The 23215-nt window shown below is 71.0% G+C and carries 22 protein-coding genes; 15 read left to right on the top strand and 7 right to left on the bottom strand.

From position 1 onward, the window contains the following. Nucleotides 1-102: 102 nt before the first annotated feature. From solA to GV015_RS14255, 7 genes are read left to right on the top strand one after another with little or no spacing between them, the layout of a single operon-like run. Nucleotides 103-1263 carry an N-methyl-L-tryptophan oxidase gene (gene solA, locus GV015_RS14285; RefSeq protein ID WP_159878952.1) on the top strand — a complete coding sequence of 387 codons (1161 nt, stop codon included), beginning with the start codon at nucleotides 103-105 and terminating at the stop codon, nucleotides 1261-1263. Between the two features lie 4 nt (nucleotides 1264-1267). Further along, nucleotides 1268-2218, top strand: coding sequence for an ABC transporter permease (locus tag GV015_RS14280; protein ID WP_159878950.1), 951 nt, complete (start codon nucleotides 1268-1270; stop codon nucleotides 2216-2218). Continuing rightward, nucleotides 2215-3195 carry an ABC transporter permease gene (locus GV015_RS14275; RefSeq protein WP_159878948.1) on the top strand — a complete coding sequence of 327 codons (981 nt, stop codon included), beginning with the start codon at nucleotides 2215-2217 and terminating at the stop codon, nucleotides 3193-3195. Before GV015_RS14280 ends, GV015_RS14275 begins: the two co-directional genes overlap by 4 nt. Further along, the gene (locus GV015_RS14270) at nucleotides 3192-4763 is read left to right on the top strand and encodes an ABC transporter substrate-binding protein (protein WP_159878946.1); all 1572 of its coding nucleotides are present in this window, start codon (nucleotides 3192-3194) and stop codon (nucleotides 4761-4763) included. Before GV015_RS14275 ends, GV015_RS14270 begins: the two co-directional genes overlap by 4 nt. Nucleotides 4764-4820: 57 nt before the next feature. Further along, the gene (locus GV015_RS14265) at nucleotides 4821-5690 is read left to right on the top strand and encodes an ABC transporter ATP-binding protein (RefSeq protein ID WP_159878944.1); all 870 of its coding nucleotides are present in this window, start codon (nucleotides 4821-4823) and stop codon (nucleotides 5688-5690) included. Then, the gene (locus GV015_RS14260; RefSeq protein ID WP_159878942.1) at nucleotides 5687-6460 is read left to right on the top strand and encodes an ABC transporter ATP-binding protein; all 774 of its coding nucleotides are present in this window, start codon (nucleotides 5687-5689) and stop codon (nucleotides 6458-6460) included. The genes GV015_RS14265 and GV015_RS14260 overlap by 4 nt, the downstream gene beginning before the upstream one ends. Nucleotides 6461-6496: 36 nt before the next feature. Beyond that, nucleotides 6497-6922, top strand: coding sequence for a cupin domain-containing protein (locus GV015_RS14255; protein ID WP_159878940.1), 426 nt, complete (start codon nucleotides 6497-6499; stop codon nucleotides 6920-6922). A 14-nt stretch (nucleotides 6923-6936) separates the two neighbouring features. Here the strand turns inward: GV015_RS14255 and GV015_RS14250 are convergent, their stop codons facing one another. After that, nucleotides 6937-8760, bottom strand: coding sequence for a GAF domain-containing protein (locus GV015_RS14250; protein WP_159878938.1), 1824 nt, complete (start codon nucleotides 8758-8760; stop codon nucleotides 6937-6939). A 184-nt stretch (nucleotides 8761-8944) separates the two neighbouring features. Here GV015_RS14250 and GV015_RS14245 point away from each other — a divergent pair, with 184 nt between their 5' ends. From GV015_RS14245 to GV015_RS14220, 6 genes are all read left to right on the top strand, one after another. Next, nucleotides 8945-10219, top strand: coding sequence for a hydroxymethylglutaryl-CoA reductase, degradative (locus GV015_RS14245; protein WP_124769450.1), 1275 nt, complete (start codon nucleotides 8945-8947; stop codon nucleotides 10217-10219). Beyond that, nucleotides 10216-11196 carry a hydroxymethylglutaryl-CoA lyase gene (locus GV015_RS14240; RefSeq protein ID WP_159878936.1) on the top strand — a complete coding sequence of 327 codons (981 nt, stop codon included), beginning with the start codon at nucleotides 10216-10218 and terminating at the stop codon, nucleotides 11194-11196. The genes GV015_RS14245 and GV015_RS14240 overlap by 4 nt, the downstream gene beginning before the upstream one ends. After that, on the top strand, nucleotides 11193-11867 hold the full coding sequence (locus GV015_RS14235; RefSeq protein WP_159878934.1) for an FMN-binding negative transcriptional regulator: 675 nt from the start codon (nucleotides 11193-11195) through the stop codon (nucleotides 11865-11867). Before GV015_RS14240 ends, GV015_RS14235 begins: the two co-directional genes overlap by 4 nt. Next, on the top strand, nucleotides 11864-13333 hold the full coding sequence (locus GV015_RS14230) for an amidohydrolase (protein ID WP_159878932.1): 1470 nt from the start codon (nucleotides 11864-11866) through the stop codon (nucleotides 13331-13333). Before GV015_RS14235 ends, GV015_RS14230 begins: the two co-directional genes overlap by 4 nt. Next, nucleotides 13333-16182: an amidohydrolase gene (locus GV015_RS14225; RefSeq protein WP_159878930.1), complete on the top strand. Its 2850-nt coding sequence runs from the start codon at nucleotides 13333-13335 to the stop codon at nucleotides 16180-16182. Before GV015_RS14230 ends, GV015_RS14225 begins: the two co-directional genes overlap by 1 nt. A 123-nt stretch (nucleotides 16183-16305) precedes the next feature. Then, entirely contained in the window at nucleotides 16306-17490 is a 1185-nt protein-coding gene (locus GV015_RS14220; RefSeq protein ID WP_159878928.1) for an ATP-binding protein, read from the top strand. Here GV015_RS14220 and GV015_RS14215 read toward each other — a convergent pair. After that, the gene (locus tag GV015_RS14215) at nucleotides 17479-18024 is read right to left on the bottom strand and encodes a CGNR zinc finger domain-containing protein (RefSeq protein ID WP_124769443.1); all 546 of its coding nucleotides are present in this window, start codon (nucleotides 18022-18024) and stop codon (nucleotides 17479-17481) included. The genes GV015_RS14220 and GV015_RS14215 overlap by 12 nt on opposite strands. A 25-nt stretch (nucleotides 18025-18049) precedes the next feature. Between GV015_RS14215 and GV015_RS14210 the strand changes: the two genes are divergently transcribed. Beyond that, a complete protein-coding gene (locus GV015_RS14210; protein ID WP_159878926.1) occupies nucleotides 18050-18268 on the top strand; it encodes a hypothetical protein in 219 nt (72 codons plus the stop codon). Between the two features lie 102 nt (nucleotides 18269-18370). Beyond that, nucleotides 18371-18835: a carboxymuconolactone decarboxylase family protein gene (locus GV015_RS14205; protein WP_079706065.1), complete on the top strand. Its 465-nt coding sequence runs from the start codon at nucleotides 18371-18373 to the stop codon at nucleotides 18833-18835. Between the two features lie 6 nt (nucleotides 18836-18841). Here the strand turns inward: GV015_RS14205 and GV015_RS14200 are convergent, their stop codons facing one another. Genes GV015_RS14200 through GV015_RS14180 form a run of 5 tightly spaced genes read right to left on the bottom strand, consistent with a single transcriptional unit; the run spans nucleotide 18842 to nucleotide 23045 of the window. Continuing rightward, nucleotides 18842-19027 carry a hypothetical protein gene (locus GV015_RS14200; protein WP_159878924.1) on the bottom strand — a complete coding sequence of 62 codons (186 nt, stop codon included), beginning with the start codon at nucleotides 19025-19027 and terminating at the stop codon, nucleotides 18842-18844. Between the two features lie 38 nt (nucleotides 19028-19065). After that, entirely contained in the window at nucleotides 19066-19869 is an 804-nt protein-coding gene (locus tag GV015_RS14195) for an ABC transporter ATP-binding protein (RefSeq protein ID WP_159878922.1), read from the bottom strand. A gap of 34 nt (nucleotides 19870-19903) precedes the next feature. Then, a complete protein-coding gene (locus GV015_RS14190) occupies nucleotides 19904-20980 on the bottom strand; it encodes an iron chelate uptake ABC transporter family permease subunit (protein ID WP_236555478.1) in 1077 nt (358 codons plus the stop codon). Continuing rightward, nucleotides 20977-22020: an iron ABC transporter permease gene (locus GV015_RS14185; RefSeq protein WP_236555586.1), complete on the bottom strand. Its 1044-nt coding sequence runs from the start codon at nucleotides 22018-22020 to the stop codon at nucleotides 20977-20979. Before GV015_RS14185 ends, GV015_RS14190 begins: the two co-directional genes overlap by 4 nt. After that, nucleotides 22020-23045, bottom strand: a complete 1026-nt coding sequence (locus tag GV015_RS14180; protein ID WP_079706331.1) for an iron-siderophore ABC transporter substrate-binding protein — start codon at nucleotides 23043-23045, stop codon at nucleotides 22020-22022. The genes GV015_RS14185 and GV015_RS14180 overlap by 1 nt, the downstream gene beginning before the upstream one ends. Nucleotides 23046-23215 lie beyond the last annotated feature (170 nt).

The following is a 23215-nucleotide window of genomic DNA, read 5'->3' as shown; positions in this document are numbered from 1 at the left end:
ACTCTCGGAGCGGAAACATGGGTGCTCGGTCCATAGGTCGGTCTCCGGCGCTCCAGCACACTTGCCTGAATCGATCGGGCAAGCACGAGGGAGCACCACCGGATGGAATCGTTCGACGTCGCGGTTGTCGGCATGGGAGCTCTCGGCAGTGCCGCCGCCTACCACCTCGCCCGTCGGGGCGCGAAGGTCGTCGCCTTCGAGCAGTTCGAACTCGGGCACGTCCGCGGTGCCTCGCACGACACCTCGCGGATCGTCCGGTCGTCGTACGGCGCACCGCAGTACGTGCGACTCGCACAGTCGGCGTACCGCGACTGGGCTGACCTCGAGCAGGAGTCTGGCGAGCGGTTGCTCACCATCACCGGTGGGGTCATCTTCCTGCCCGTCGACGGGCCCTACTCGGCCACCGACTTCACCGCGGCCCTGGAGGAGTGCGGGGTCCCGCACGAGCTGCTGACGCCGGCCGAGGTGCAGGCGCGGTGGCCGCAGTTCCGGATCCCCGAGAACGTCGAGACGGTCTACACCGCCGACACCGGCATCGCCCACGCGGCGCGCACCGTGGCGACGCTGCAGCTCCGTGCTCGAGCACTCGGGGCGGACATCCGCGACCGCACCCGGGTCGACGCGCTGACCCCCGACGGCGACGGGGTCGTGGTGCAGACCTCCAGCGGCCCGGTGCGTGCCGGCAAGGTCGTCCTGGCCGCCGATGCCTGGGCCAACGAGCTGCTCGAACCCCTCGGTGCGGCGATCCCGCTCGACGTGATGCAGGAGCAGGTCACCTACTTCCGCCCGGCCGACGCCGATCAGCTCGATCGCGAGCGGTTCCCGGTGTGGATCTGGGAGGACGAGGAGTGCTACTACGGTTTCCCGACCTTCGGGGAACCGACGGTGAAGGCCGCCCGCGACGTCTCGGAGAACCGCATGTCGCCGGCGGAGCGCACCTTCGTCCCGTCGCCGGAGCTCACCGGGCAGCTGGCCGACTTCATGGCGGACCTCGTGCCGGCGTCGGGCCCCGAGCTCCGCACGGTGACCTGCCAGTACGCGCTCACCCCGGACCGGAACTTCGTCCTCGGCCCGCTCGAGGAGCACCCGGACGTCATCGTCGCCCTCGCCGCCGGTCACGGCTTCAAGTTCACGCCGGCCTTCGGACGCATCCTCGCGGAGCTCGCGCTCGACGGGGAGACGAGCGACGACATCGCGAGCTTCGCCCCGTCCCACGCCCGCAGCGCCGACCGCGTCTCACCGATGCCGACCTCCGCGAGCTGATCCCATGGCGCGATACATCGTCTCCCGGGTCCTGTCGTCGCTCTTCGTCCTGTTCGTCCTGTCCGTCCTCGTCTTCTCGATGGTCCGGGTGATCCCAGGCGACCCCCTGTCGGCGTTCGCGGACCCCTCGAACCCCGACCCGGCCGCGCTCGACGCCCTCCGCACGGAACTCGGCCTCGACCGACCCTGGCTGTCGCAGTACCTCGCGTGGCTCCTCGGCGTCCTGCAGGGGGACTTCGGGCGAGCCATCACCGTCCCCAACGAGGTGTCCAACCTCATCGCCCAGCGCCTCCCGCTCAGCCTCACCCTCGCCGTCATGGCGACCCTGTTCGGGACCGTCCTCGGCATCCCGGCCGGTGTCCTCGCAGCGACCCGGTGGCGTCGGGCCCCCGACAACGCGGTGCGCGGGCTGTCCTTCGTGCTCCTCGCGACCCCGCCGTTCGTGCTCGGCACCGTCCTCATCCTCGTGAACTCACTCACCCTGCGCCTGCCGCTCGTGGGTACCGCGGGGGCGAGCGGGGATCCGCTGCGACTCGTCGGGGTGCTCGTCCTGCCGGCGCTCCTCATCGGACTCGTCCTCGCGGCGATCGTCGCCAGGTACACCCGCGGCACCCTGCTCGACACGCTCGGACAGGACTTCGTCCGCACGGCGCGGGCCAAGGGGGCGTCACCGTCCCGATTGGTCGGGCGGCACGCGCTGCGCAACGCCCTCATCCCCGTCACGACCGTGATCGGCATCGAACTCGCCGCGCTCGTCGGCGGGACGGTCGTCATCGAGACCGTGTTCGCGCTCCCCGGGATGGGCTCGCTCCTCCTCACCGGCATCCGCTCGTCCGACTACCCGATCATCCAGGCGACCGTGCTGCTCATCGGCGCGGTCTACGTGCTCATCAACTTCATCGTCGATCTGATCTACCCGCTGATCGACCCACGAGTGAGGGTCCACACGTCATGACGGTCACCCGCGCCATCGCGCTCGCGAAGATCGACGGCCGCCGCCGTCGCAACGGGTTCGGTCCCGCCTTCTGGAGTGGGTCCGGCATCCTCGTCGGCATCCTCCTGCTCGCCGGGTGGATGACCCTCGCGCCGCCCTACGACCCGTTCGCCGCCTCCGGACCTGCCCTCGCCGCGCCGAGCCTCGACCACCTGCTCGGCACCGACAACCTCGGCCGCGACAACCTCACCCGCCTGGCGCTCGCCGCCCGGACGAGTCTGCTCATCTCGGGCGCCGCCGCCCTGCTCGGCGCCGTCATCGGTACGGCCCTGGGACTGGTGGCCGGGTACCTCGGCGGCTGGGTCGACGCGATCATCATGCGGATCGTGGACGCGGCGCTCGCGCTGCCGGCGATCCTCGTCGCGCTCGTCGTCGGGGTCGTCATCGGCACCGGGCCGTGGCCGCTCATCATCGCCCTCGGCCTCGTGTTCGCTCCGGGCTTCGCCCGCGTCATGCGGGCCCCGGTCATCGCCCTGCGCGAACGGGACTTCGTCCTCGCAGCGACGCTCAGTGGCGTGCGGGGACATCGGGTGATCGTCGAGCACCTGCTGCCGAACGTCCTGACGCCACTGTTCGTGCAGTTCGCGTCCGTCGCCTCGCAGGTGGTCCTCATCGAAGCCGCGCTCAGCTACCTCGGTCAGGGTGTCCAGGCGCCCGAACCCTCGGCCGGCCGCATGATCAGCGAGTTCACGCGCTTCATGCAGGTGCAGCCCCTCCTCATCGTCCTGCCCTCCCTCGTGATCATCCTGCTCTCGGCGGCCTGGAACCTCCTCGCCGACGGGCTCCAGGACCACTTCGCCCCGAGGCGGGAGCCCGCCTTCTCGCTCGGCCGCCCGCGCGGGCGTCGGGGAGCGGCAGCGGCGCACCACGGCACGTCATCCCGCACCACCATCGACGCGGCGTCCACGGACGACGCTCCAGAGAAGAGGCAGCAATGAAGACACGCATCCTCGCGGGGACGGTCGCCATCGTGGCGGCGTCCCTCGCGCTCAGCGGCTGTGCGCCCGGCGGATCCACGGCCGACGCGGGCGGCGACCCGGTCGCCGGTGGCACCCTGCACTGGGGTGTCCCGGCCGAGCCGTCGGCCGGCGGTCTCGACCCGATGGCCGCGAGCGCGATCGCCGCCGAGGTCATCAACGCCGTCGCGTACGACACGCTGCTCGCGAAGGACGACGACGGCGAGGTCATCCCGGCGCTCGCCACCGAGTGGTCACAACCGGACGAGCTCACCTGGGTCTTCCAGCTGCGGGACGACGTCACCTTCGCCGACGGCAGCGCGTTCAGCGCCGACGACGTCGTCTACTCCTTCAACCTGATGAAGGAGGCGACCACCTCGGCGAGCACCTACCTCGCGAACGTGTCGAGCATCGAGAAGACCGGTGAGACCGAGGTCACGTTCCGGTTCAGCGCACCGGACGGCACCTTCGTGGACGCGGTCTCCGCCCGCCAGACGTTCTTCGTCGTGAGTGAGGAGGGCTATGGCGCAGCGACCCCGGACGAGCGGCAGCGGACCACCTTCGGGACCGGCGCGTTCCAGGTGACCGATTGGAGCGACGGCGTCAGCGTCACGATGGAGAAGAACGAGAACGCCTGGCAGGACACGAAGCCGTACCTCGACGAGATCGTCTTCGATTTCATCCCCGACGAGTCCGCACGCCTCGCAGCGCTGCAGCAGGGCAGCATCCAGGCCGCGTACTTCACGGACGGGAGCCTCGCCGACCAGGCGGTCCAGGCCGGATTCACCCTCGGGGAGGCCTCCTACCGCCAGAACCTCGCGATCTACATCAACCCGGAGACCGGGCCGCTCGCCGACATCGACGTCCGTCGGGCCGTCGCGTTGTCCCTCGACCGCCAGGCCCTCGTCGACACGGCGATGCTCGGCTACGCCGCGCTGTCGTTCGTGCCACCGGCGGGCGACCCCGGCGCGCTCGACCCGGAGGGTCTGCCGTACTACGAGCGCGACGTCAGCCGCGCGAAGGAACTCCTCGCGGACGCCGGCCAGCCGAACCCGACGATCACGCTCAGCTACATGGGCGACGTCGCGCAGTCGCACCACCCCGTCTACGAGATGATGCAGCAGCAGCTCGCCGAAGCGGGCATCACCCTGAAGCTCGACGCGAAGCCGCTGTCGGAGATCGCCCCGGTCTTCACGACCGGTGAGAGCTGGACCGATCTCGTCGCCATCCCGGGCAGCCCTCGTGCTGCGTCGCTGTTCTACTACGACCCCGTGCTCGTCGACGGCGGTGTCTACAACCACTGGGAGGGCAACCCGGAGGCGGACGCCGCGCGCGAGCTGTTCCAGCGGGCGAAGAGCGAATCAGATCCGACCGAGTACGCGAAGCTCGTCGACCAGCTGGCGGAGGAAGCGGCCGAGCAGGTGCTCGAGATCGTGCCGGTCGCTGTCCCGGTCTACTTCGAGGTCTGGGACAGCGCCAAGCTGCACGACTACCAGAGCGACGCCTACTACTCGCGGTACCGGCTCGACGAGGCCTGGCTGAGCCAGTAGTCCTGTCGTCCACCCACCGTCCCTCCCGCCCCAATCGAGCGAAAGCTGGTCTGACCCATGGATCGAGACGTCGACGCCCTCCACGTGGAGGGGCTGAGCATCGCCTACGGTGGCGCTGCGCCATCGGTGCAGGACGTGTCCCTGCGTGTCGGTCCGGGGGAGATCGTCGGGGTGATCGGCGAGTCCGGGAGTGGCAAGTCGAGCATCGCCCTCGCGATGATGGGGCTGCTGCCGGACTCGGCGACGGTCACGGCGTCCCGCCTCGACGTCGCGGGGACCGACATGCAGGGCGCCACGGAACGGGACTGGTCGGGGCTCCGCGGTGCGCGCGCCTCGATGGTGTTCCAGGAGCCGATGTCCGCCCTCAACCCGTGCATGCGGATCGGGGCGCAGATCGCCGAGGTCCTCCGCATCCACGGGGTCGCCGACAGACGGCAGGCCCGGGCGCGGGCGTTGGAGATCCTCCACCTCGTGCGGATGCCAGACGCGGAACGCCGGCTCGGCTACTACCCCCACCAGCTGTCCGGCGGTCAACGCCAACGAGTCGTGATCGCCATCGCGGTGGCCGCCGGACCGACCCTGCTCGTCGCGGACGAGCCGACGACCGCGCTCGACGTGACGGTGCAGGCACAGATCCTGGAGCTGTTGCGGACCCTGCGCGACGAGACGGGGATGGGCGTGCTGTTCATCAGCCACGACCTCGGCGTCATCGGGCAGCTCTGCGAGCGGGTCGCCGTGATGTACCGCGGGCGGATCGTCGAGACCGGTCGCGCTGAGCGGGTCCTCGCGGACCCGCAGCATCCGTACACCCGGGCGCTCCTCGAGAGCATTCCGCGACCGTCGGTGCCGGTGCGGTCGCCGCTGGCGGTCATCCCCGTCGACAACGACTTCGCCGAGGCGCCGGCGGTCTTGGAGGAGGTCCGATGAGCGACACCCTGCTCCGCGTCGACGGCGTCACGCAACGGTTTGGCCACGGTGAGCATGCGACGCTCGCGCTCGACGACGTGTCGCTCGAAGTGCGTCGGGGCGAGACGCTCGGACTCGTCGGAGAATCCGGCTCCGGGAAGAGCACCCTCGCCCGGGCGATCCTGCTGATGCGGCGACCGAGCTCGGGCCGCATCGAGTTCGACGGTGGCGACGTCTCGCGGCTCCGCGGGTCGGCGCTGCGGACGCACCGGCGGCGGGTGCAGATGGTGTTCCAGGACCCCAACGACTCCCTCGACCCGCGCTTCACGGTGGCACGTTCGATCGCCGAACCGCTCGTCGCTGCGGGGATGGGCGCGGCCGCGCGTCGAGCCCGGGTCGTCGAGTCGCTCCACCAGGTGGGGTTGCCAGGGGACGCCGCGGGGCGCTTCCCGCACGAGTTCTCCGGCGGGCAACGGCAGCGCATCGCGATCGCCCGGGCCATGGCGGCGAAGCCGGAGTTCGTCGTCCTGGACGAGCCGACCTCGGCCCTCGACGTCTCCGTGCAGGCGCAGGTGCTCAATCTGCTCGTCCGCCTCCAGGAGGAGACGGGCGTGACGTACCTCTTCATCACCCACAACCTCGCGGTCGTCCATCACGTCGCGCATCGGGTGGCGGTGATGCGCAACGGTCGCGTTGTGGAGGAGGGGACGGGGGAGCAGGTCATGACCCGGCCTCAGGACGCCTACACGCGCGAACTCCTCGAGTCGATGCCCGTCCTCTACCGGACCTGATCCCACCACCGATCGACGACCACCAGGAGGAACCGGATGCGCGTGCAACGACTCGGCGACAACGCTCACGAGGTGGCGCTGTACGAGGGCCCTGGCCGGATCGAGCTGGAGTGGTACTTCCAGCAGACCACGGCCCTGCCGTCATCGGTCATGCGGTATCGCCTCGAACCCGGGACGGCCGAGGGCGAGCACCTCCACCTGGAGGGTGCCGACGCGAGTTGTTCGCCGAACAGCTCCGACGAACTGTACGTCGTCACCGCGGGTGAACTCGTCGTGACCTCGGGTGAGCACCGGAGGCTGTTGCGATCCGGCGACGCGTTCTACGCGCCGGCCGGGCTCGTCCACGGTGTCCGCAACGAGTCCGACGCCGTGGCCGAGATGATCCTCGTCTTCGGCACGCCGACGGGGAACCCGTTCCCGCAATCGGGCGAGGAGGCCTTCTCCATGGACACGGACCGCTGAACCGGCGACCTCGCCTACCGTCCGGCCTGCAACTGCTCGCGGAGCTCGTCGAGGCGGACGGCGATGCCGAGCCGGAACATGCGCTCGTCCTCGCGCCAGGAGGCTCCGAGGACCTGGTCGAGCCGGTCGAGACGCTGCAGGATCGTGTTCGTGTGGAAGTTCAAGGCGCGCGCCGTGCGGGTGGGGCTCGCGTTGTTCCGCACGAACGCGCGCAGCGTCCCGAGCAGGTCGGCGTTCCGCTCGGCGTCGTAGCGCCGGACGAGTCCGATGGTGTCGCGCAGGAAGTCCGCGAGCGCCCGCGCATCGGTGTCGAAGATCGCGGAGTAGGGCAGGAAGTCATCGGTCGATGCGGTGAGGTCAGAGAGCTCCAGTGCGGCGATGAGTCTGGCGGTGCGCATCGCGCTGGTGAACGCGGAGGTGAGGGCGTCGGGGGCGGTGCGGGGCACGACGGCGACGACGGGCTGCTGGATGCTGCCGGCGACGTGTCGGCGGACGGCGTCTGCGTCGAGCGGCCGACGGCCGGAGGAGTGTGCGGCGACGACGTACCCGCGGTACTCGCCGACGAGCGCATGGTCGTCGAGTCGGCGGCCGAGCGCTCGGGCGGCGGTGGTCTGCTGGTCTCCGGGGACAGCGAGGAGGAGCAAGGAGTCGAGTTCGTGCAGGTCGATGCCGAGGCGCCTGGCTCGTCGTTCAACGTCGGATCGGCGTTCGGGCACGTCGTCGAGGAGGTCGGCGATGAGTTCGCTGCGGACCCGGTGGTCCGCGCCCGAGGCCGCCTCCTGCTGCAGCTCGAGGAGCGCCGCGACCTGCGCCGCGCGTTCGACGGTGCGGAGGTCCACGGCGCCGAGCTCGAAGTCGCCGTCACCGAGGATGAGGGCGCCGAAGTGCTGGCTGCCGGCGGACAGGGCGGCGACCGCTCCGACACCGCCGCTCGCGACCAGGACGCAGTGGCCCGAGCGACGGCTGTCGGTGATGGCCGCGCGCGTGACGTCGTCGAGGTCGAGCATGCCGGGGGAGAGTGGGAGCCCGGCTGCCGCGATCACCCGGTCCTGCGCGTCGGTCACGGCGACCGCACGGCCGAGTGCCGTCGCGAGCGTGTCCGCGACGGGTGCGAATCCGCCCCCGGCGAGGACCGCCTGGACGAGTTCCTGGTGGACGGTGTTCGCCCGATCGCGTTCGACGAGGTGGGCGGTGAGGTCCGCGAGGTTCCGTCGGCTGGCGTCCTCGGAGTCCTGCAGGTCGCGGAGGGTCTGCGTGGTCTGGAGGATCACCGAGGCGTGGTCCGCGAGCGCCGCCAGGAGGGCGACCTCATCGGGGGAGAAGTCCTTCCGGTCGCGGTTGCCGACGAAGAGGACGCCGAGGACGTCGTCGCTCGTGAGCATCGGCACGCCGAGCAGGGAGACGAGCCCCTCCGCTGCGACCGCGTCGTCGATGCCGCGCTCGTGTCGATCGGTCGAGTAGTCGGAGTAGTCCGCGACCCACTGGGCCGTGCGCGATTCGACGACGACGCTCGCGAGCCCGCGCCCGGGAGGGACGCGGAGCGTCTGGAACGACGGGCTGACGGAGCCACTCGTCTCGCGGACCCGCAACTCGTGGGTGACCGGGTCGAACTCGGACAGGTAGGCCAGATCGACGCCCATCATCTGGTGGGCGCGCTGGACGAGTCTGGCGAGCACGGCGTCGCTGTCGCGGAGCTCGGCCAGTTCGCGGGCGCTCGAGAACAGGGCTGAGAGCTCGTGCTCGCGGCGTCGCAGCCGGATCAGCTCCCGCTCGGTGTCGTGGACGGGTTCGGCGTCGACGAGATCGGTGGCCGTTCGTACGTCGGCAGGCTCTCGCATCGGGTCTCCTGACTGGTCCCTCAGGAGTCTAAAGCGATGGCCGGTCCAGTGGGGTGTGGGATCCACCCACACGATCGCCGATCCGCTGAGTCTTCCACCCATCGTCGTCGACGATCACCGCTCCTAGGGTCGACTTGACCGCAGCACCGAGGATCCGGTGTCTGCCTGTACCGAAGGGCGACCCATGCCGAGAAACAGCCGAATCCAGGGGCTGCGCGACCACACGCCGGACGAGCGGCTCGACCTCGTCGCCGAGGGGGCCGGGATCGCGGCGGAAGCGCTCGCCGCACTGCGACCCGATGCCGGCTTGTCGATCGCCCAGGCGGACCACCTCGTGGAGAACGTCGTCGGCGTCATCGCCGTCCCGGTGGGCGTCGCGACGAACTTCACCATCGACGGCGAGGACCGACTCGTCCCCATGGCGACCGAGGAGCCGAGCGTCGTCGCCGCGGCTTCCAACGCCGCCCGCATCGCGCGCGTGCACGGCGGTTTCCGGACGTCGTCGTCGGGCGACGTCATGATCGCGCAGATCCAGATCCTCGACGCGGTCGACCCGCACGCCGCGCGGCTCCGCGTCCTCGAGGCCCGCGACGAACTGCTCGCCCTCGCGAACGAGCTCGACCCGATCCTCGTCTCCTTCGGCGGCGGCGCCCGCGACATCGACGTGCGGATCCTGCCGACGCGGGTGGGGACACAGGTCATCGTCCACCTCCACGTCGACGTCCGCGACGCCATGGGCGCGAACGCCGTGAACACGATGGCCGAGGCGATCGCACCCCGCATCGCCGAGATCGCCGGATCGCGGACCCTCCTGCGGATCCTCACGAACAAAGCCGACCAGCGCATCACCCGTGCCAGGGCGGTGTTCGACGCCGACCTCCTCGGCGGTGCGCAGGTCGTCGCCGACATCGTCGCCGCGAGCGCGTTCGCCGAGGCCGACCCGTACCGGGCGGCCACGCACAACAAGGGCATCATGAACGGCATCACGGCCGTCGTCCTCGCCACGGGCAACGACACCCGGGCGGTCGAGGCCGGCTGCCACTCCCACGCGGCGCGGTCTGGTCGCTACGCGGCGCTGTCGCAGTTCGAGCAGGACGCCGACGGGAACCTCGTCGGCACGATCGAGGTCCCACTGGCCGTCGGACTCGTCGGTGGAGCGACGAAGGCGCATCCGACGGCGCAGGCGGGCGTGACCCTCCTCGGCGTCGAGACGGCTCGGGAACTTGCGGCGGTCATCGCCTCCGTGGGCCTCGCCCAGAACCTGGCCGCGTGTCGGGCGCTCGCCGCCGAGGGCATCCAGCGCGGCCACATGACTCTGCACGCCCGGACGATCGCGGCGAGCGCCGGTGCGACCGTGGACGAGATCGGGGCGGTCGCGGCGAGGATCGTCGCTGACCGTCGGATCCGGGTCGAGTACGCACGCGAGGTGCTCGACGAGCTCCGGGCGACCTCGGCATGAGCGGCCTGCCGCAGCCCCGGATGGAACCGGTCGACGGTCTCCCGACGCGGGTGCGCGTCTACGAGGTGGCGCCGCGCGACGGGCTGCAGGCCGAGACGGACATCCTGCCCACGGCGGTGAAGGCGGAGCTCTGTCGGCGTCTGTACGAGGCGGGGTCGCGGGACCTCGAGGTGACGAGTTTCGTGCCGGCCACCTGGATCCCGCAGTTCGCGGATGCGGAACGGCTCGTCGCGGGCCTCGACGTGCCGACGGGTGCGCGGGCGGTCGGCCTCGTGCCGAACCTGCGCGGCCTGCATCGGGCGATCGACGCGGGTGTCCGGGAGGTCTCCGTCGTCGTGAGCGCATCGGAGTCGTTCGCCAGGGCCAATCTCAACACCTCGCGCGAGGGTGCCGTCGAACGGGCCGAGGAGGTCGCCGCCGCCGCGACCGCGGAGGGCGTGCCGGTGCGCGGCTACGTGTCGATGGCGTTCGGGGACCCCTGGGAGGGTGCGGTCGATCCGGCGACGGTCGTCGAGGCCGCCGTGCGGCTGTACCGCGCCGGGTGTTCGACCGTCGCCGTCAGCGACACGATCGGGGTCGGGACGCCCGGGCTCACGACCCGGGTCGTCCGGGACGTGCTCGCCGCCGGGATCCCGGTCGAGGCGGTCGCGCTGCATCTGCACGACACCTACGGGCAGGGACTCGCCAACGTGTACGCGGCGCTCTCGCTGGGCGTAGCCGAGTTCGACTCCTCCGTGGGTGGCCTGGGTCGCTGCCCGTACGCGAAGGGCGCCACCGGTAACCTCGCAACCGAGGACCTCGTGTGGATGCTCCACGGGCTCGGGATCGAGACCGGGCTCGACCTCGGGGCCCTCGCCGCGACGACCGCCTGGTTGGCGCGCGTCCGGGGCGTCGGAGCCCCCTCGAACGTGGCGACGGCCCTGGCGGCCGCAGCGTCCGCGGTCGACACCCCGAGCACCGCAGGAGGCGGCAGATGAGGCACACCACCGAGTACGTCCAGGACGACGTCGAAGCGGTCCGCGCACTCGTGCGCGAGTACCCCTGGGCGACGGTCGTCAGTCACGTCCCCGGTCGTGGGCTCGTTTCATCGCACTATCCGGTCCTGCTCGAGGAGGACGAGGACGGGATCGTGCTCCTCAGCCACGTCGGGCGGCCGGATGAGCGACTGCACGAGCTCGGTCAGCACGAGGCCATGGTGATCGTCTACGGTCCCCAGGGGTACGTGTCGCCGAGCTGGTACGACACGTCGCCGGCCGTCCCCACCTGGAACTTCGCGGTCGCGCACCTGTACGGGGTGCCCGAACTGCTCTCGGACGAGGAGAACCTCCAGGTGCTCGACCGCCTCGTCGCCCACTTCGAGCGTGTGCTGCCCGAGCCGTACCTCATGAACGGGACGATCGCGAACAGCGAGTACGCGGCACGCATCGTCCATGGGACGGTCGGATTCCGCCTGCGCGTGACCCGGTTCGAGGCCAAGGAGAAGATGAGCCAGGACAAACCGGCCGAGGTCGTCGAACGGGTCGTCACGGCGCTCGGGGAGCCGGGTCCGTACCAGAACGTGACCCTCGCCGCCCGCATGGCGGCCCTCCACGGGCTCGACGCAGGGACAGCTGCGCCGACCACCCACGACGGGACACCGGCACGGTGACCGCGACCGACCTCACGCTCCGGAACGCACGGCCCTCCGGCGGCGAGCCCGTCGACATCCTCGTCCGCGACGGTCGGATCGCCGGGATCGGACCGGCCGGGACGGCCCCGGCGTCCGGCGAGGTCGTGGACGTCGCCGGACGCACGATCGGACCGGGGCTCTGGGACGCGCACGTCCACATGACCCAGTGGGTGATCCAGCGGCGACGGATCGATCTGACCGACACCGCCAGCGCGGCCGACGTCCTCGTGGCCGTCCGTCGCGCGGTCGACACCGGTGCACCCCTCACCGACGGGTTCCTCATGGGGTACGGGTTCCGCGACGGACTGTGGACGCAGCCGGCGACGCTCGCCGCGCTGGAGGCCACCGAATCGGACATGCCCGTCGTCCTCGTCAGCGGCGACCTGCACTGTGCCTGGATGAACACGCGCGCCGCCCGACGGCTCGGCCTGGACCTCGACGCGAGCGGTGTCGTCACCGAAGCGCCGTGGATCGAGGCGCTGCAGCGGATCGACCAGCACTCGGGGCTCGCCGCGCACGCCTACCGGGACGCCGCCGACGCGGCAGCCCGACGCGGCGTCGTCGGAGTCGTCGAGTTCGAGAACACCGACAATCTCGGCGAATGGTCCGAGCGCATCGCGGACGGCGCGACGAGCCTGCGGATCGAAGCCGCCGCGTGGCCCGACCGACTGGAGTCCGTCATCGCGGCGGGACTTCGCACCGGCGACGCGATCGACCCGGCCGGACTCCTCACCATGGGGCGACTCAAGGTCGTCGTCGACGGTTCCCTCAACACGAGGACCGCCTGGTGCTGGGACCCGTATCCGGGCGTCGACCCGTCGAGTGCGCACGCCTGCGGGGTCGAGAGCGTCTCGGTCGACGAGCTCCGCCGACTGCTGGAACGTGCAAGGGGCGCCGGGATCGAGGCTGCCGTCCACGCGATCGGCGACCGAGCCAACACCGAGGTCCTCGACACCTTCGAAGCGCTCGGGATGCGCGGCGTCATCGAGCACGCCCAGCTCGTGCGCGAGCAGGACTTCGCCCGGTTCGCGAGCCTCGGGCTGATCGCGAGCGTGCAGCCCGAGCATGCGATGGACGACCGGGACGTCGCCGACCGCCACTGGAGCGGCCGCACGGGTCGCGCGTTCGCGTTCGGATCCCTGCACCGCGCAGGCGTCGGCCTCCGGCTCGGCTCGGATGCTCCGGTCTCGCCACTCGACCCGTGGCAGGCGATCGCCTCCGCGACGAGCCGGAGTCGCGACGGCCGCGACGCCTGGCACCCCGAGCAACGGCTCCCGCTGGACGTGGCCCTGGCCGCGAGCGTCCGCACGTCGATCGCGGTCGGGCAGCCCGCCGACCTCGTCATCACGGACCTCGACCCGTTCGACGCCGACGCCGAGCGGCTGCGGTCGATGCCGGTCGCCGCGACCCTGCTCGGCGGTCGCTTCACCTGGCGCGCGATCTGATGGCAGCTGAGACCGAGACGGAGACCCCCACCGTGACACCGCAACCCACCGCGACGCCGACCCACTCGCAGCTCTTCACGAACGCCCGGGTGTTCACCGGCACCGACGAGACGGACGTCGCCTCCGCGTTCCGCATCGTCGACGGCCGCTTCGACTGGGTGGGGGAGGCGTCTGCGATCGCGGGGGAACCCGCGGTCGACCTCGGCGGACGCACCGTGCTCCCCGGCCTCATCGACAGCCACACCCACCCGGCGCTCATGGCCGCCACCGCTGTGGCCGCCGAGTGCTTCCCGCCGTCAGTGGTCTCCATCGACGGACTCGTGGAGCGGCTGCGAGAGCACCAGGCGACGCTGACCGCGCCGAGCGCCTGGGTGCTCGGCCGAGGGTTCGACGACACGAAGTTCCCCGAGGGGCGGATGCCGACCACAGCCGACCTCGACGCGGTGTCCGCAGAACGCCCCGTCCTCGTCTGGCGCTGCGACGCCCACTCCGCCGTCTGCAACACCGCGGCGCTCCGCCTCGCGGGCATCACGGCCGCCACACCCGACCCGGCCGGTGCGCGTTTCGAACGCGGACCGGACGGCGAGCCGAACGGTGTCCTCACCGAGATCGCCGCGGTCGAGGCGGTCGCGAGGTTCATCCCGGTGCCGGAACGAGACGAACAGGTCGCCTCGCTCGTCGCGATCGGCGAGGAACTGGCCTCGCGAGGGATCGTCGCCGTGTGCGACCTGCTGTCCAACCGACTGCACGACCCCCTCGACGCCTTCCGCGCCGCTGCCGCCAAGGGGCTCCGCACCCGCGTCGCCCTCTACCCGGGCTGGGACCCCTCCGCGCCACTCGCCGAGCTCACTCCGGACGATCGCGAGGGGCGGATCCGCATCGGCGGGGTGAAGGTCGTCCTCGACGGGGCCTACTCGAACCGCACCGCCTGGGTCGCCGAACCGTATCCCGAGTCCTGCGACCACGGACTCCGACTCGTCGAGGACGACGACGTCCTCGCAGCCGGCGCCTGGGCTCGCCGCAACGGCGTCCAGCTCGCGGTGCACGCCATGGGTGACCGCGCCCTCGACCGCGTCGCGAGCCTCTTCGAAGACCAGGAGCCCTGGCTCGACGGCATCCCCTCCGTCCGCATCGAGCACGCGACCATCATCAGCGAGGAGTACGCCGAACGGCTCCGCTCCGCGCGCATGACGTTCGGGATCGCCACCCACACCGTGTTCTTCTTCGCCGAATACGACGGCTACGAGCTCGCCCTCCGCGCCGAACAGGTCCCCGACGCCTACCCGATCGCCCGGTTGTTCCGCACCATCGGGCCGCTCGCGCTCTCCTCCGACCGCCCGGCCACCGCCTGGAGCGGCGCCGACGACGTCATGCTCTCCGTCGAGGCCGCCGTCCGACGCCAGGCCTACAACGGCGCCGACTTCGTCCCCGAGGAGGCCATCAGCGTCGCCCAGGCGCTCCTGCTGTACACGGGACGAGCCGGCCTGCTCTCGCCGCTCGAGAGCGTCGGTCGGATCGCCACGGGATACGACGGCAGCTTCGCCGTCCTCGACCGCGACGTCTTCTCCGTCCCCGCGGACGAGATCGCCACCGTCCGGGTCGCCGAGACCTGGATCCGCGGCGAGCAGGTGTACCGGCGCTCGCCGCAGGACGAGGGGGGTCCGCTCATGACCGGCTTCCAGGAGGACGCGACCGCGATGCGCGACGAGCTCGTGGCCGTCCGACGCGAACTGCACCAGGCCGTCGAGATCGGCCTCGACCTGCCCGTCACCCAGGGGATCATCCTGCGCGAACTCGAGGGCCTCGGCCTGGAGGTCACGACGGGCACCGGGCTCTCCTCGGTCGTCGCCGTCCTCCGGGGCGGCGCCCCCGGCCCCACCGTGTTGCTCCGTGCCGACATGGACGGTCTGCCGGTCACCGAGGCGACCGGGCTGCCGTTCGCGTCGACGTCCGGGGCCATGCACGCCTGCGGCCACGATCTCCACATGGCGGGTCTCCTCGGCGCCGTCCGCCTGCTCGTCGCCCGTCGCGCCGACCTCGCCGGCACGGTCGTGTTCATGTTCCAGCCCGGGGAGGAGGGCCAGGCCGGCGCGCGGCTCATGCTCGATGAGGGTCTGCTCGACATCGCCGGAGAGCGACCCGTCGCGGCGTACGCGCTGCACGTCGACTGCAGCACCCCACGCGGGCAGCTCGTCACGCGGGAGGGCGCCATGATGGCGAGTGCCAACGTGTTGCAGCTCACCCTCCGCGGGACGGGCGGTCACGCGGCGTTCCCGCACCTCGCCGTCGATCCGGTGCCGGTCGCCGCACACCTCATCCTCGCCGTGCAGACCTTCGCGGCCCGTCGGCTTCCGGCCACCGACCAGGCCGTCATCTCCATCACCCGGCTGAGCAGCGACTCCGAGGCCAGCAACGTGCTCGCCTCGGCCGTCAGCCTGGAGGCGAACATCCGCACGCTGTCGAAGGCGACGCTCGAGACGGTGCGTGAGCAGCTGCCCGAGCTGCTGACCGCGATCGCCGAGGCGCACGGCTGCACCCTCGAGTCGACGTTCATCGCGTCCTACCCCGTCACCGTCAACGACCCGGAGGAGACGCGGTTCGTCCTCAGCACGCTCGACGCACTCGTGGGGCCCGACCGGGTCATCCGGCAGGAGGTGCCGTCGATGGCGTCGGAGGACTTCGCCTACATCCTCGACGAGGTCCCCGGCACGCTCGTCTTCGTCGGTGCCGCCCCCGATGAGGGCTCCGTCGCCCTGCATTCCGAACGCGCGGTGTTCGACGACGGTGTCCTGGACCTGCAGGCCGCGGTGCTCGCCGAACTCGCCTGGAGGCGCCTGCAGCTCGCCTGAGCGACGGTCGACCGTCCGGGTGGCGAGTGGGACATCCCGGACGTATCCGACAGTCGAGGCAGCGCATGTGCCCTGGATGGGTAGCATGGACACGTTCCGGATTCCGACGACGAAAGGGCGCGCGTGATCACCGCAGAGGACATCACGAGGCGCTCCGCGATCGCCGAATACCAGGTCGTCGGTCGTCCGCCCGAGACGGACCTCGAGAGCCTCGTCCACCTCGCCGCGGCGATGTGCGGCGTGCCGACCGCCGTCATCAACATCATCGACGACCGGTTCCAGCACCAGATCGCTGCGGTCGGGTTGGAACCGGCGAGCTGCTCGCGTGAGGACTCGATGTGCGCGGTCGTGTTCCAACAGCAGGTGCGGACGATCGTCCGAGACGCTCGTGAGGACCCGCGCTTCGCGGCGAACCCCTTCGTCACCGGTGAGCTCGCCAACGTCCGCTTCTACGCATCGAGCCCGCTCGTCACCCCCGCCGGCGTCCCGATCGGCACCCTGTGCATCTTCGACGACCGTGTCCGTGAGCTGACTCCGGAACAGGGCAAGGCGCTCGACCTCCTCGCGAGGCAGGTCGTCGACGTCCTCGAGCTGCTCCGCCTCACCTACGAGCTCGGCCAGTCCAACGAGCAGCTCGCCCAGTTCGCCGGCCAGGTGAGCCACGACCTGCGCAACCCGCTCATGGCGGTCTCCGGGTTCCTCGAGCTCGCGACCGACAGCCCGGAGATGGCGAACGCGCCGCACGCGGCGAAGGCGCTCGCGCGAGCCGAGTCCGCCGCCGATCGGATGGCGGCGATGATCACCGACCTGCTCGACTTCGCCCGGATCGGTGGCGCCCGTCCGCGACGCGCCCCGATCGACCTCGGGCCGCTCGTGTCCTCGGTGGTCGAGGACCTCGATGCGACCATCACCTCGACCGGCGCGACCGTCGACGTCGACACGCCTTTCCAGGTGCACGGCGACGAGACGTTGCTGGGCGCGCTGCTGCAGAACCTGATCGCGAACGCGGTGAAGTTCAGTGCGGCCGCCGGAGTCGTCCCGCACGTGCTGGTGCAGGCCGAGCGGGTCTCCGCCGGGGTGCTGGTCGCGGTCGAGGACAACGGTCCTGGTGTCGCTCCGGAGCAGCGTGAGCGCGTCTTCGACCTCATGGAACGCGCGGCGGGGAGCGAGGTCGCCGGCCTCGGCATCGGCCTCTCGACCTGTCGACGCATCGTCGAGGCGCACGGTGGCCGGATCGAGATCGACGAGTCGGGGCTCGGGGGAGCGAGCGTCTGGTTCCTGTTGCCCGACGCCCGATCAGCGGCCTGAGCCGCCCGCGCGTGCGCGGTGCCTGCGGACGCCCGACCGGTTGGCGCACCGCACCGAGCAGTAGCGCTGACGACCGTTGCGGGTGACGTCGACGACGACCCGCCGGCAGGTGTCGCCGGGTTCGGTCCCCGCGGCACACCGACCGAGACGCTGCATCCCCCTCGTCGTCAGGTGGAGGGCGGTCCCGACGCTGATCACCGCGCCGAGGACCTCGGGGAGCGCCTGGTGCTCGTCGCGGTAGTGCAGGTGCCACCCCTCGCCGTCATGGTCCGTCAGCCGCGGGAACGCGGCCGCAGCGGCCATCTGACGGTTGAGCGCGGCCGCCCTGGCCTGATCGTCTGCCGCGTCGACGACGGTCAGCCACTCGTCGACGACCCGGCGGACGCGGGCGTGGTCATGGGGGACCTCGGTGAAGGGCATCGTCATCCCGTGCTCCCGGGTGCGGGCGACGATGGCGTCCCGGTCGTCGGGCCAGTCGTTCGCCAGCGAAGCGGCCAGGAGGACGGCGTACGAGCCGTAAGGGTTGAGATGCATAACGCCATTACATCATGGTGGAGTCATGACCCTCCTCGACGCACCCCCGCAGTCCTCCGAACCGTCGCCGAACGCCGTCGACGCCTGCCGCCACATCTGGGCGACGGAGTCGGCGCACACCACCTCGGAGGGGTCGCTGCGCTACCTCCGGTGCGCCGCCTGCGGCAGTCGTCGGGTGGAACTGCGACCCCACGGCGACGCACCGGCGGAGCCGGTCACGCGCCAGGACATCCCGCCGCGGTGACGCATCACCGAGACCGTCCACGCTGACGTCCTCCCGCCGCGCGCGTTAGCGTTGGAGGAGTGGTCTGCGGGACCGCACCCGCCCAGTGACGAGAGGAACCCCATGAGCGCCGACGTCTGGCTCGACAAGGAATCACCCGAGGTCTATCAGGCGCTCGTCGAGACCGGACGTGCCGCGGGTCGCGCGGCACTCGACGCCGGCATCGACAAGCGGCTCATCGAGCTGATCCGGATCCGGGCCTCGCAGATCAACGGTTGCGCGTACTGCCTGCGTCTCCACGTCGCTGACGCGATCGCGCTCGGCGAGACCACGGAACGCCTCGCCATCCTGTCCGCCTGGCGCGACAGCGAGTACTTCAGCCCGGTGGAGCAGGCCGCACTCGCGATCACCGAGGACGTCACCCTCATCGCGGATGTGCAGCACCGCCGGCGCCTGCCGGACGACGACCTGTCGACGCTCACGAACGGTCAGATCGCCGCGGTCCGGTGGCTGGCGATCGTCATCAACGCCTTCAACCGCGTCTCGATCACGAGCCACTACCCGGTGCACCCGGAGCAGGCGGACTGACGGCGCTCAGTCCTTCCGGCTCCTCGCGCCACGGAACCACGCTGCGACGCGGGTGCGCAGTCCGTCGGAGTACTCGTTCGAGAGGTCGAGGGTCTCTCTGCCGAGATCGCCGCCGTTCCTGATCGATTCGAGCGCACGCAGCGCCCGGGCCTCCTGCTCGGCGGCTCGCTTCCTGCGGTCCTCATCACCCATGCGCCCAGCCTAGACGCGGTCGACGGTGACGCCCCCGTTCAGACCGTCACGTGGTGACGGCCGATCGGCAGCATGAGCGGCTTGCCCGAGGTCGGGTCGGTGATGACCTGGTTCTGCAGTCCGAACACCGCGCGCACCGTCGACTCCGTCAGCACCTCGTGGGGTGTCCCCGCCGCATGGAGGCGCCCACCGGCAAGGGCGACGAGGTGGTCGGCGTAACGTGCGGCGAGGTTCAGGTCGTGCAGCACCATGACGATGGTCGTCCCGCGGGAACGGTTGAGGTCGGTGAGGAGGTCGAGCACCTCCACCTGATGGCTCACGTCGAGGAAGGTGGTCGGTTCGTCGAGGAGGAGCAGGTCGGTCTGCTGCGCGAGCGCCATCGCGATCCACACGCGCTGACGTTGTCCGCCGGACAGCTCGTCGACGTGCCGGTCCGCGAGCTCGCTCGTCTCGGTGGCGTCGAGCGCCGCAGCGACCGCGACGTCGTCCTCGGTGCTCCAACGAGAGAGGAGGCCCTGGTGCGGGTGTCTGCCTCGCCCGACGAGGTCGGCGACCGTGATCCCCTCCGGCGCGATGGGCGACTGGGGGAGCAGGCCGAGCGTACGTGCCAGCTGCTTCGCCGGCAATCGGTGCACGTCCTTACCGTCGAGGACGACGCGGCCGCTCCGAGGCGTCAGTAGGCGGGACATCGAACGCAGCAGCGTCGACTTGCCACAGGCGTTCGCGCCGACGATCGCCGTCACCTCGCCGGGCGGCACGAGGAGGTCGAGTCCGTCGATGACGGTCCGGTCGCCGTAGCCGAGCGCGAGTCGCTCGACGAGGAGCTGGTGTTCCGTGGTCACAGGGTGCCTCCGGGATGTCGGGGTGGCGTGCCGGTCACAGCGAGCCACCGGCGCGGTTGGTGCGGATGATGAGCCAGATCAAGAACGGTGCCCCGAGCACCCCGGTCACGACGCCGACGGGGTAGCGCGCGCCGAGGAGGTACTGCCCGGTGAGATCGGCAACGAGGACGAGGAGGGCGCCGACGAGCGCGGCGGGCATGAGCATCGACCCGCCGCGTCCGACGATCCGCGAGGCGATGGGGCCGGAGAGGAACGCGACGAACGCGATGGGGCCCGACGCCGCTGTCGCGAACGCGATGAGGCCGACTGCCGCGACGATCACGATCAGGCGGGTCCGGTCGACGCGGACGCCGAGTGCGGCGGCGGTGTCGTCGCCGAGTCGGGTCGCGGCGAGGTTCCTGGACTGGGCGAGGAGGACGGGGCCGAGCACGAGCAGCGCGACGACGACCGGACCGACCTGCGACCAGCTCGTCCCGTTGAGACTGCCGGTCAGCCACCGGGTCGCCTCCTGCAGGTCCCACTGGGCCGCCCGCGACAGGATGTACGTCGTCACACTGTCGAGCATGGCGGCGACACCGATGCCGATCAGGATGAGTCGGGTTCCGGCGACGCCGCCGCGGTAGGCGAGGACGTACACGAGGACCGCGACGGCGAGGCCGACGACGATGGCGAAGACCGACACCTCGGTCGCACCGAGGGAGAGGGTGACGATCGCGAATGCGGCGGCCGCGCTCGACCCGGCGCTGATGCCGATGATGTCCGGGCTCGCGAGGGGGTTCCGCAGCATCGTCTGGAAGGTGACGCCGGCCAGACCGAACGAAGCCCCGGCGATGACCGCGAGGACCGCCCGGGGGAGCCGCAACCGTCCGACGGTGAAGGAGGCGCCCGGCACGTCCTGACCGAGGACGACACGCACGACGTCGCTCGGCGGATAGAAGGTGTTGCCCACCATCAGGGAGATCAGGAAGACCGCGACGATGAGTGCGGCGAGGGTGGTCATGACGGCGACCCGGCGACGGCGGCGCCCCCGGCGTCCACCGACAACGCGGTCGAGGGTCGAGGGCGTCCGTCCACCGAGGCCGGGCGCCGCGACGGGTTGGCGCTCGGTCACAGGGCGCTCACCTTCTGCCGACGGACGATCGCGATGAAGATCGGAGCGCCGATCAACGCGGTGATGATGCCCACGTCGATCTCCGCGGGGCGGGCGACGATGCGGCCGAGGACGTCGGCGACGGTGAGGAGGATCGCCCCGACGACGGCTGAGAAGGGGAGGAGCCACCGGTGGTCGACGCCGACGATGAGCCGACAGGCATGCGGCACGACGAGCCCGACGAAGCCGATGGGACCGGTGACCGCGGTCGCTGCCCCGCAGAGCACCACCGAACCGAGGGCCGCCGCACCGCGTGCGATGGCGACGCGTTCACCGAGGCCGGCGGCGAGCTCGTCGCCGAGCGCGAGGGAGTTGAGACCGCGTGCGGACAGCAGGCAGACGAGGAACCCGACGACCAGGAACGGCAGCACCTGCTCGAGTTGGACGACGGTGGCACCACCGACGCCACCGATCTGCCAGGACCGCACACTGCTCGCGATGTCGCCGCGGGGCAGCACGACGGCAGTGATGACGGAGGCGAGCGCGGCGGACGTCGCGGCGCCCGCGAGGGCGAGCTTGAGCGGTGTCGCGCCACCTCGGCCGAGCGAGCCGACCGTGTACACGAAGACCGCCGTGGCTCCGGCGCCGATGATCGCGACCCAGATGGTGGTGCTCGCCGCTGCGAGCCCGAAGTATGCGAGCCCGGTCACGACGGCGAGGGAAGCGCCGAGGTTGATGCCGAGGATGCCGGGGTCGGCCAACGGGTTCCGGGTGACGCCCTGCATGACGGCTCCCGAGACGCCGAGGGCGGCACCGGCGAGGACGGCGAGGAGCGTCCTCGGGATGCGCTTGGCCACCGCGGCCTGATCGAACCCGTCCACGCCGCCCGAGAAGGCGCCGAGCACGGCGGACCACTCCACGTCACGCGATCCGACGGTGACGGAGAGGAGCATCGCGGCGAGGAGGACGAGGGCCGCGACGAGGAGCCAGAGCCCACGAACCCGCCTCGGGCGTCGCACGACGGCGACACCCGAGGCGGGTGGGGTGGCGGTACCGGTGATCACGCCGCCTGGTCAGCCGCCTGCGCGAGCAGCTTCAGGTAGTCGTCGAGGATCCAGGAGATCGAGAGCGGCGTCGGGTTGGCGGCGGTTCCGAGGGGGCTGGTGCCGGGGAGGGCGACGATGGCGCCGTTCGCGACGGCGGGCATCTGCGACAGCAGCGGGTCGGCCTCGAGCGCCGCGATGAGCTCGTCGCCGCCGTACGTCACGATGATGTCGACATCGCTGAACGCGTCGGCCTGTTCGGCGCTCTGCGTCAGGGAGAACAACTCGGTCTCGGCGGAGGCCGTCGCGACGCTCTCGGGGAACGCGAGGCCCAGGTCCTCGAAGAACGCGGTGCGGGTGTCGTGGGTCGTGTAGTAGCTGACCTCGCTGAGATCACTGGTGTCGACGTGGGTGAGGAACATCGCGGTCTTGCCCTCGAGCTGCGGGTACGCCGCCGCCGCGTCGCTGATCTCGTCCTCGAGCTGCGTCACGAGTGCTTCGCCCTCGTCGGCCATGCCCATCGCCTCGCTGTTGAAGAGGATGGTGTCGCGCCAGGACGTGCCCCAGGCGGTCTCCGGGTAGGCCACGACGGGGGCGATCTCGGTGAGGGTGTCGTAGTCCTCCTGCGTGAGCCCCGAGTAGGCGGCGAGGATGACGTCGGGGTTCGTGTCGGCGACGGCCTCGAAGTCGATCCCGTCGGTCTCGTCGAAGAGCACCGGGGTCTCGGCGTCGAGCGCTTCGAGTTTCTCCTCGACCCAGGGGAGCATGCCATCGCCGTCGTCGTCACCGAAGTTCGCAGCGGCCATCCCGACGGGCACGATGCCGAGGGCCAGTGGAACCTCGTGGTTCGCCCAGTTCACGGTGGCGACGCGCTCCGGCTTGGCGTCGATCGTCGTGGTGCCGAGGGCGTGCTCGATCGTGATCGGCGTGAAGCCGTCGCCACTGCCGGTGCCTTCTTCGGCCGATGACGACGAGCAGGCCGCGAGGCCGATGGTGAGGAACGCCGCCGCGGAGAGGGCGACGAGACGTGATGCGCGCTGCATGGGGTCCTTTCGGGTGCTGCTGGCTGACACCTGCGTGCGGGCACGACGAACGACGGCGTCGGAGGACGTCGTCGAGGGGTCGGGCATGGCGGCCGTGAACGGCCGGCGTCACACGCGAGGAGGGGATGATGAAGGATTGCCTAACCAAAGTTAGCTGGCATCCCACCCTG

The sequence above is a fragment of the Plantibacter sp. T3 genome (assembly GCF_902506515.1).
Classification (GTDB): Bacteria; Actinomycetota; Actinomycetes; order Actinomycetales; family Microbacteriaceae; genus Plantibacter; species Plantibacter auratus.
Note: the sequence above shows the minus strand (reverse complement) of the source record. Positions and strands in the feature narration are given on the sequence as shown.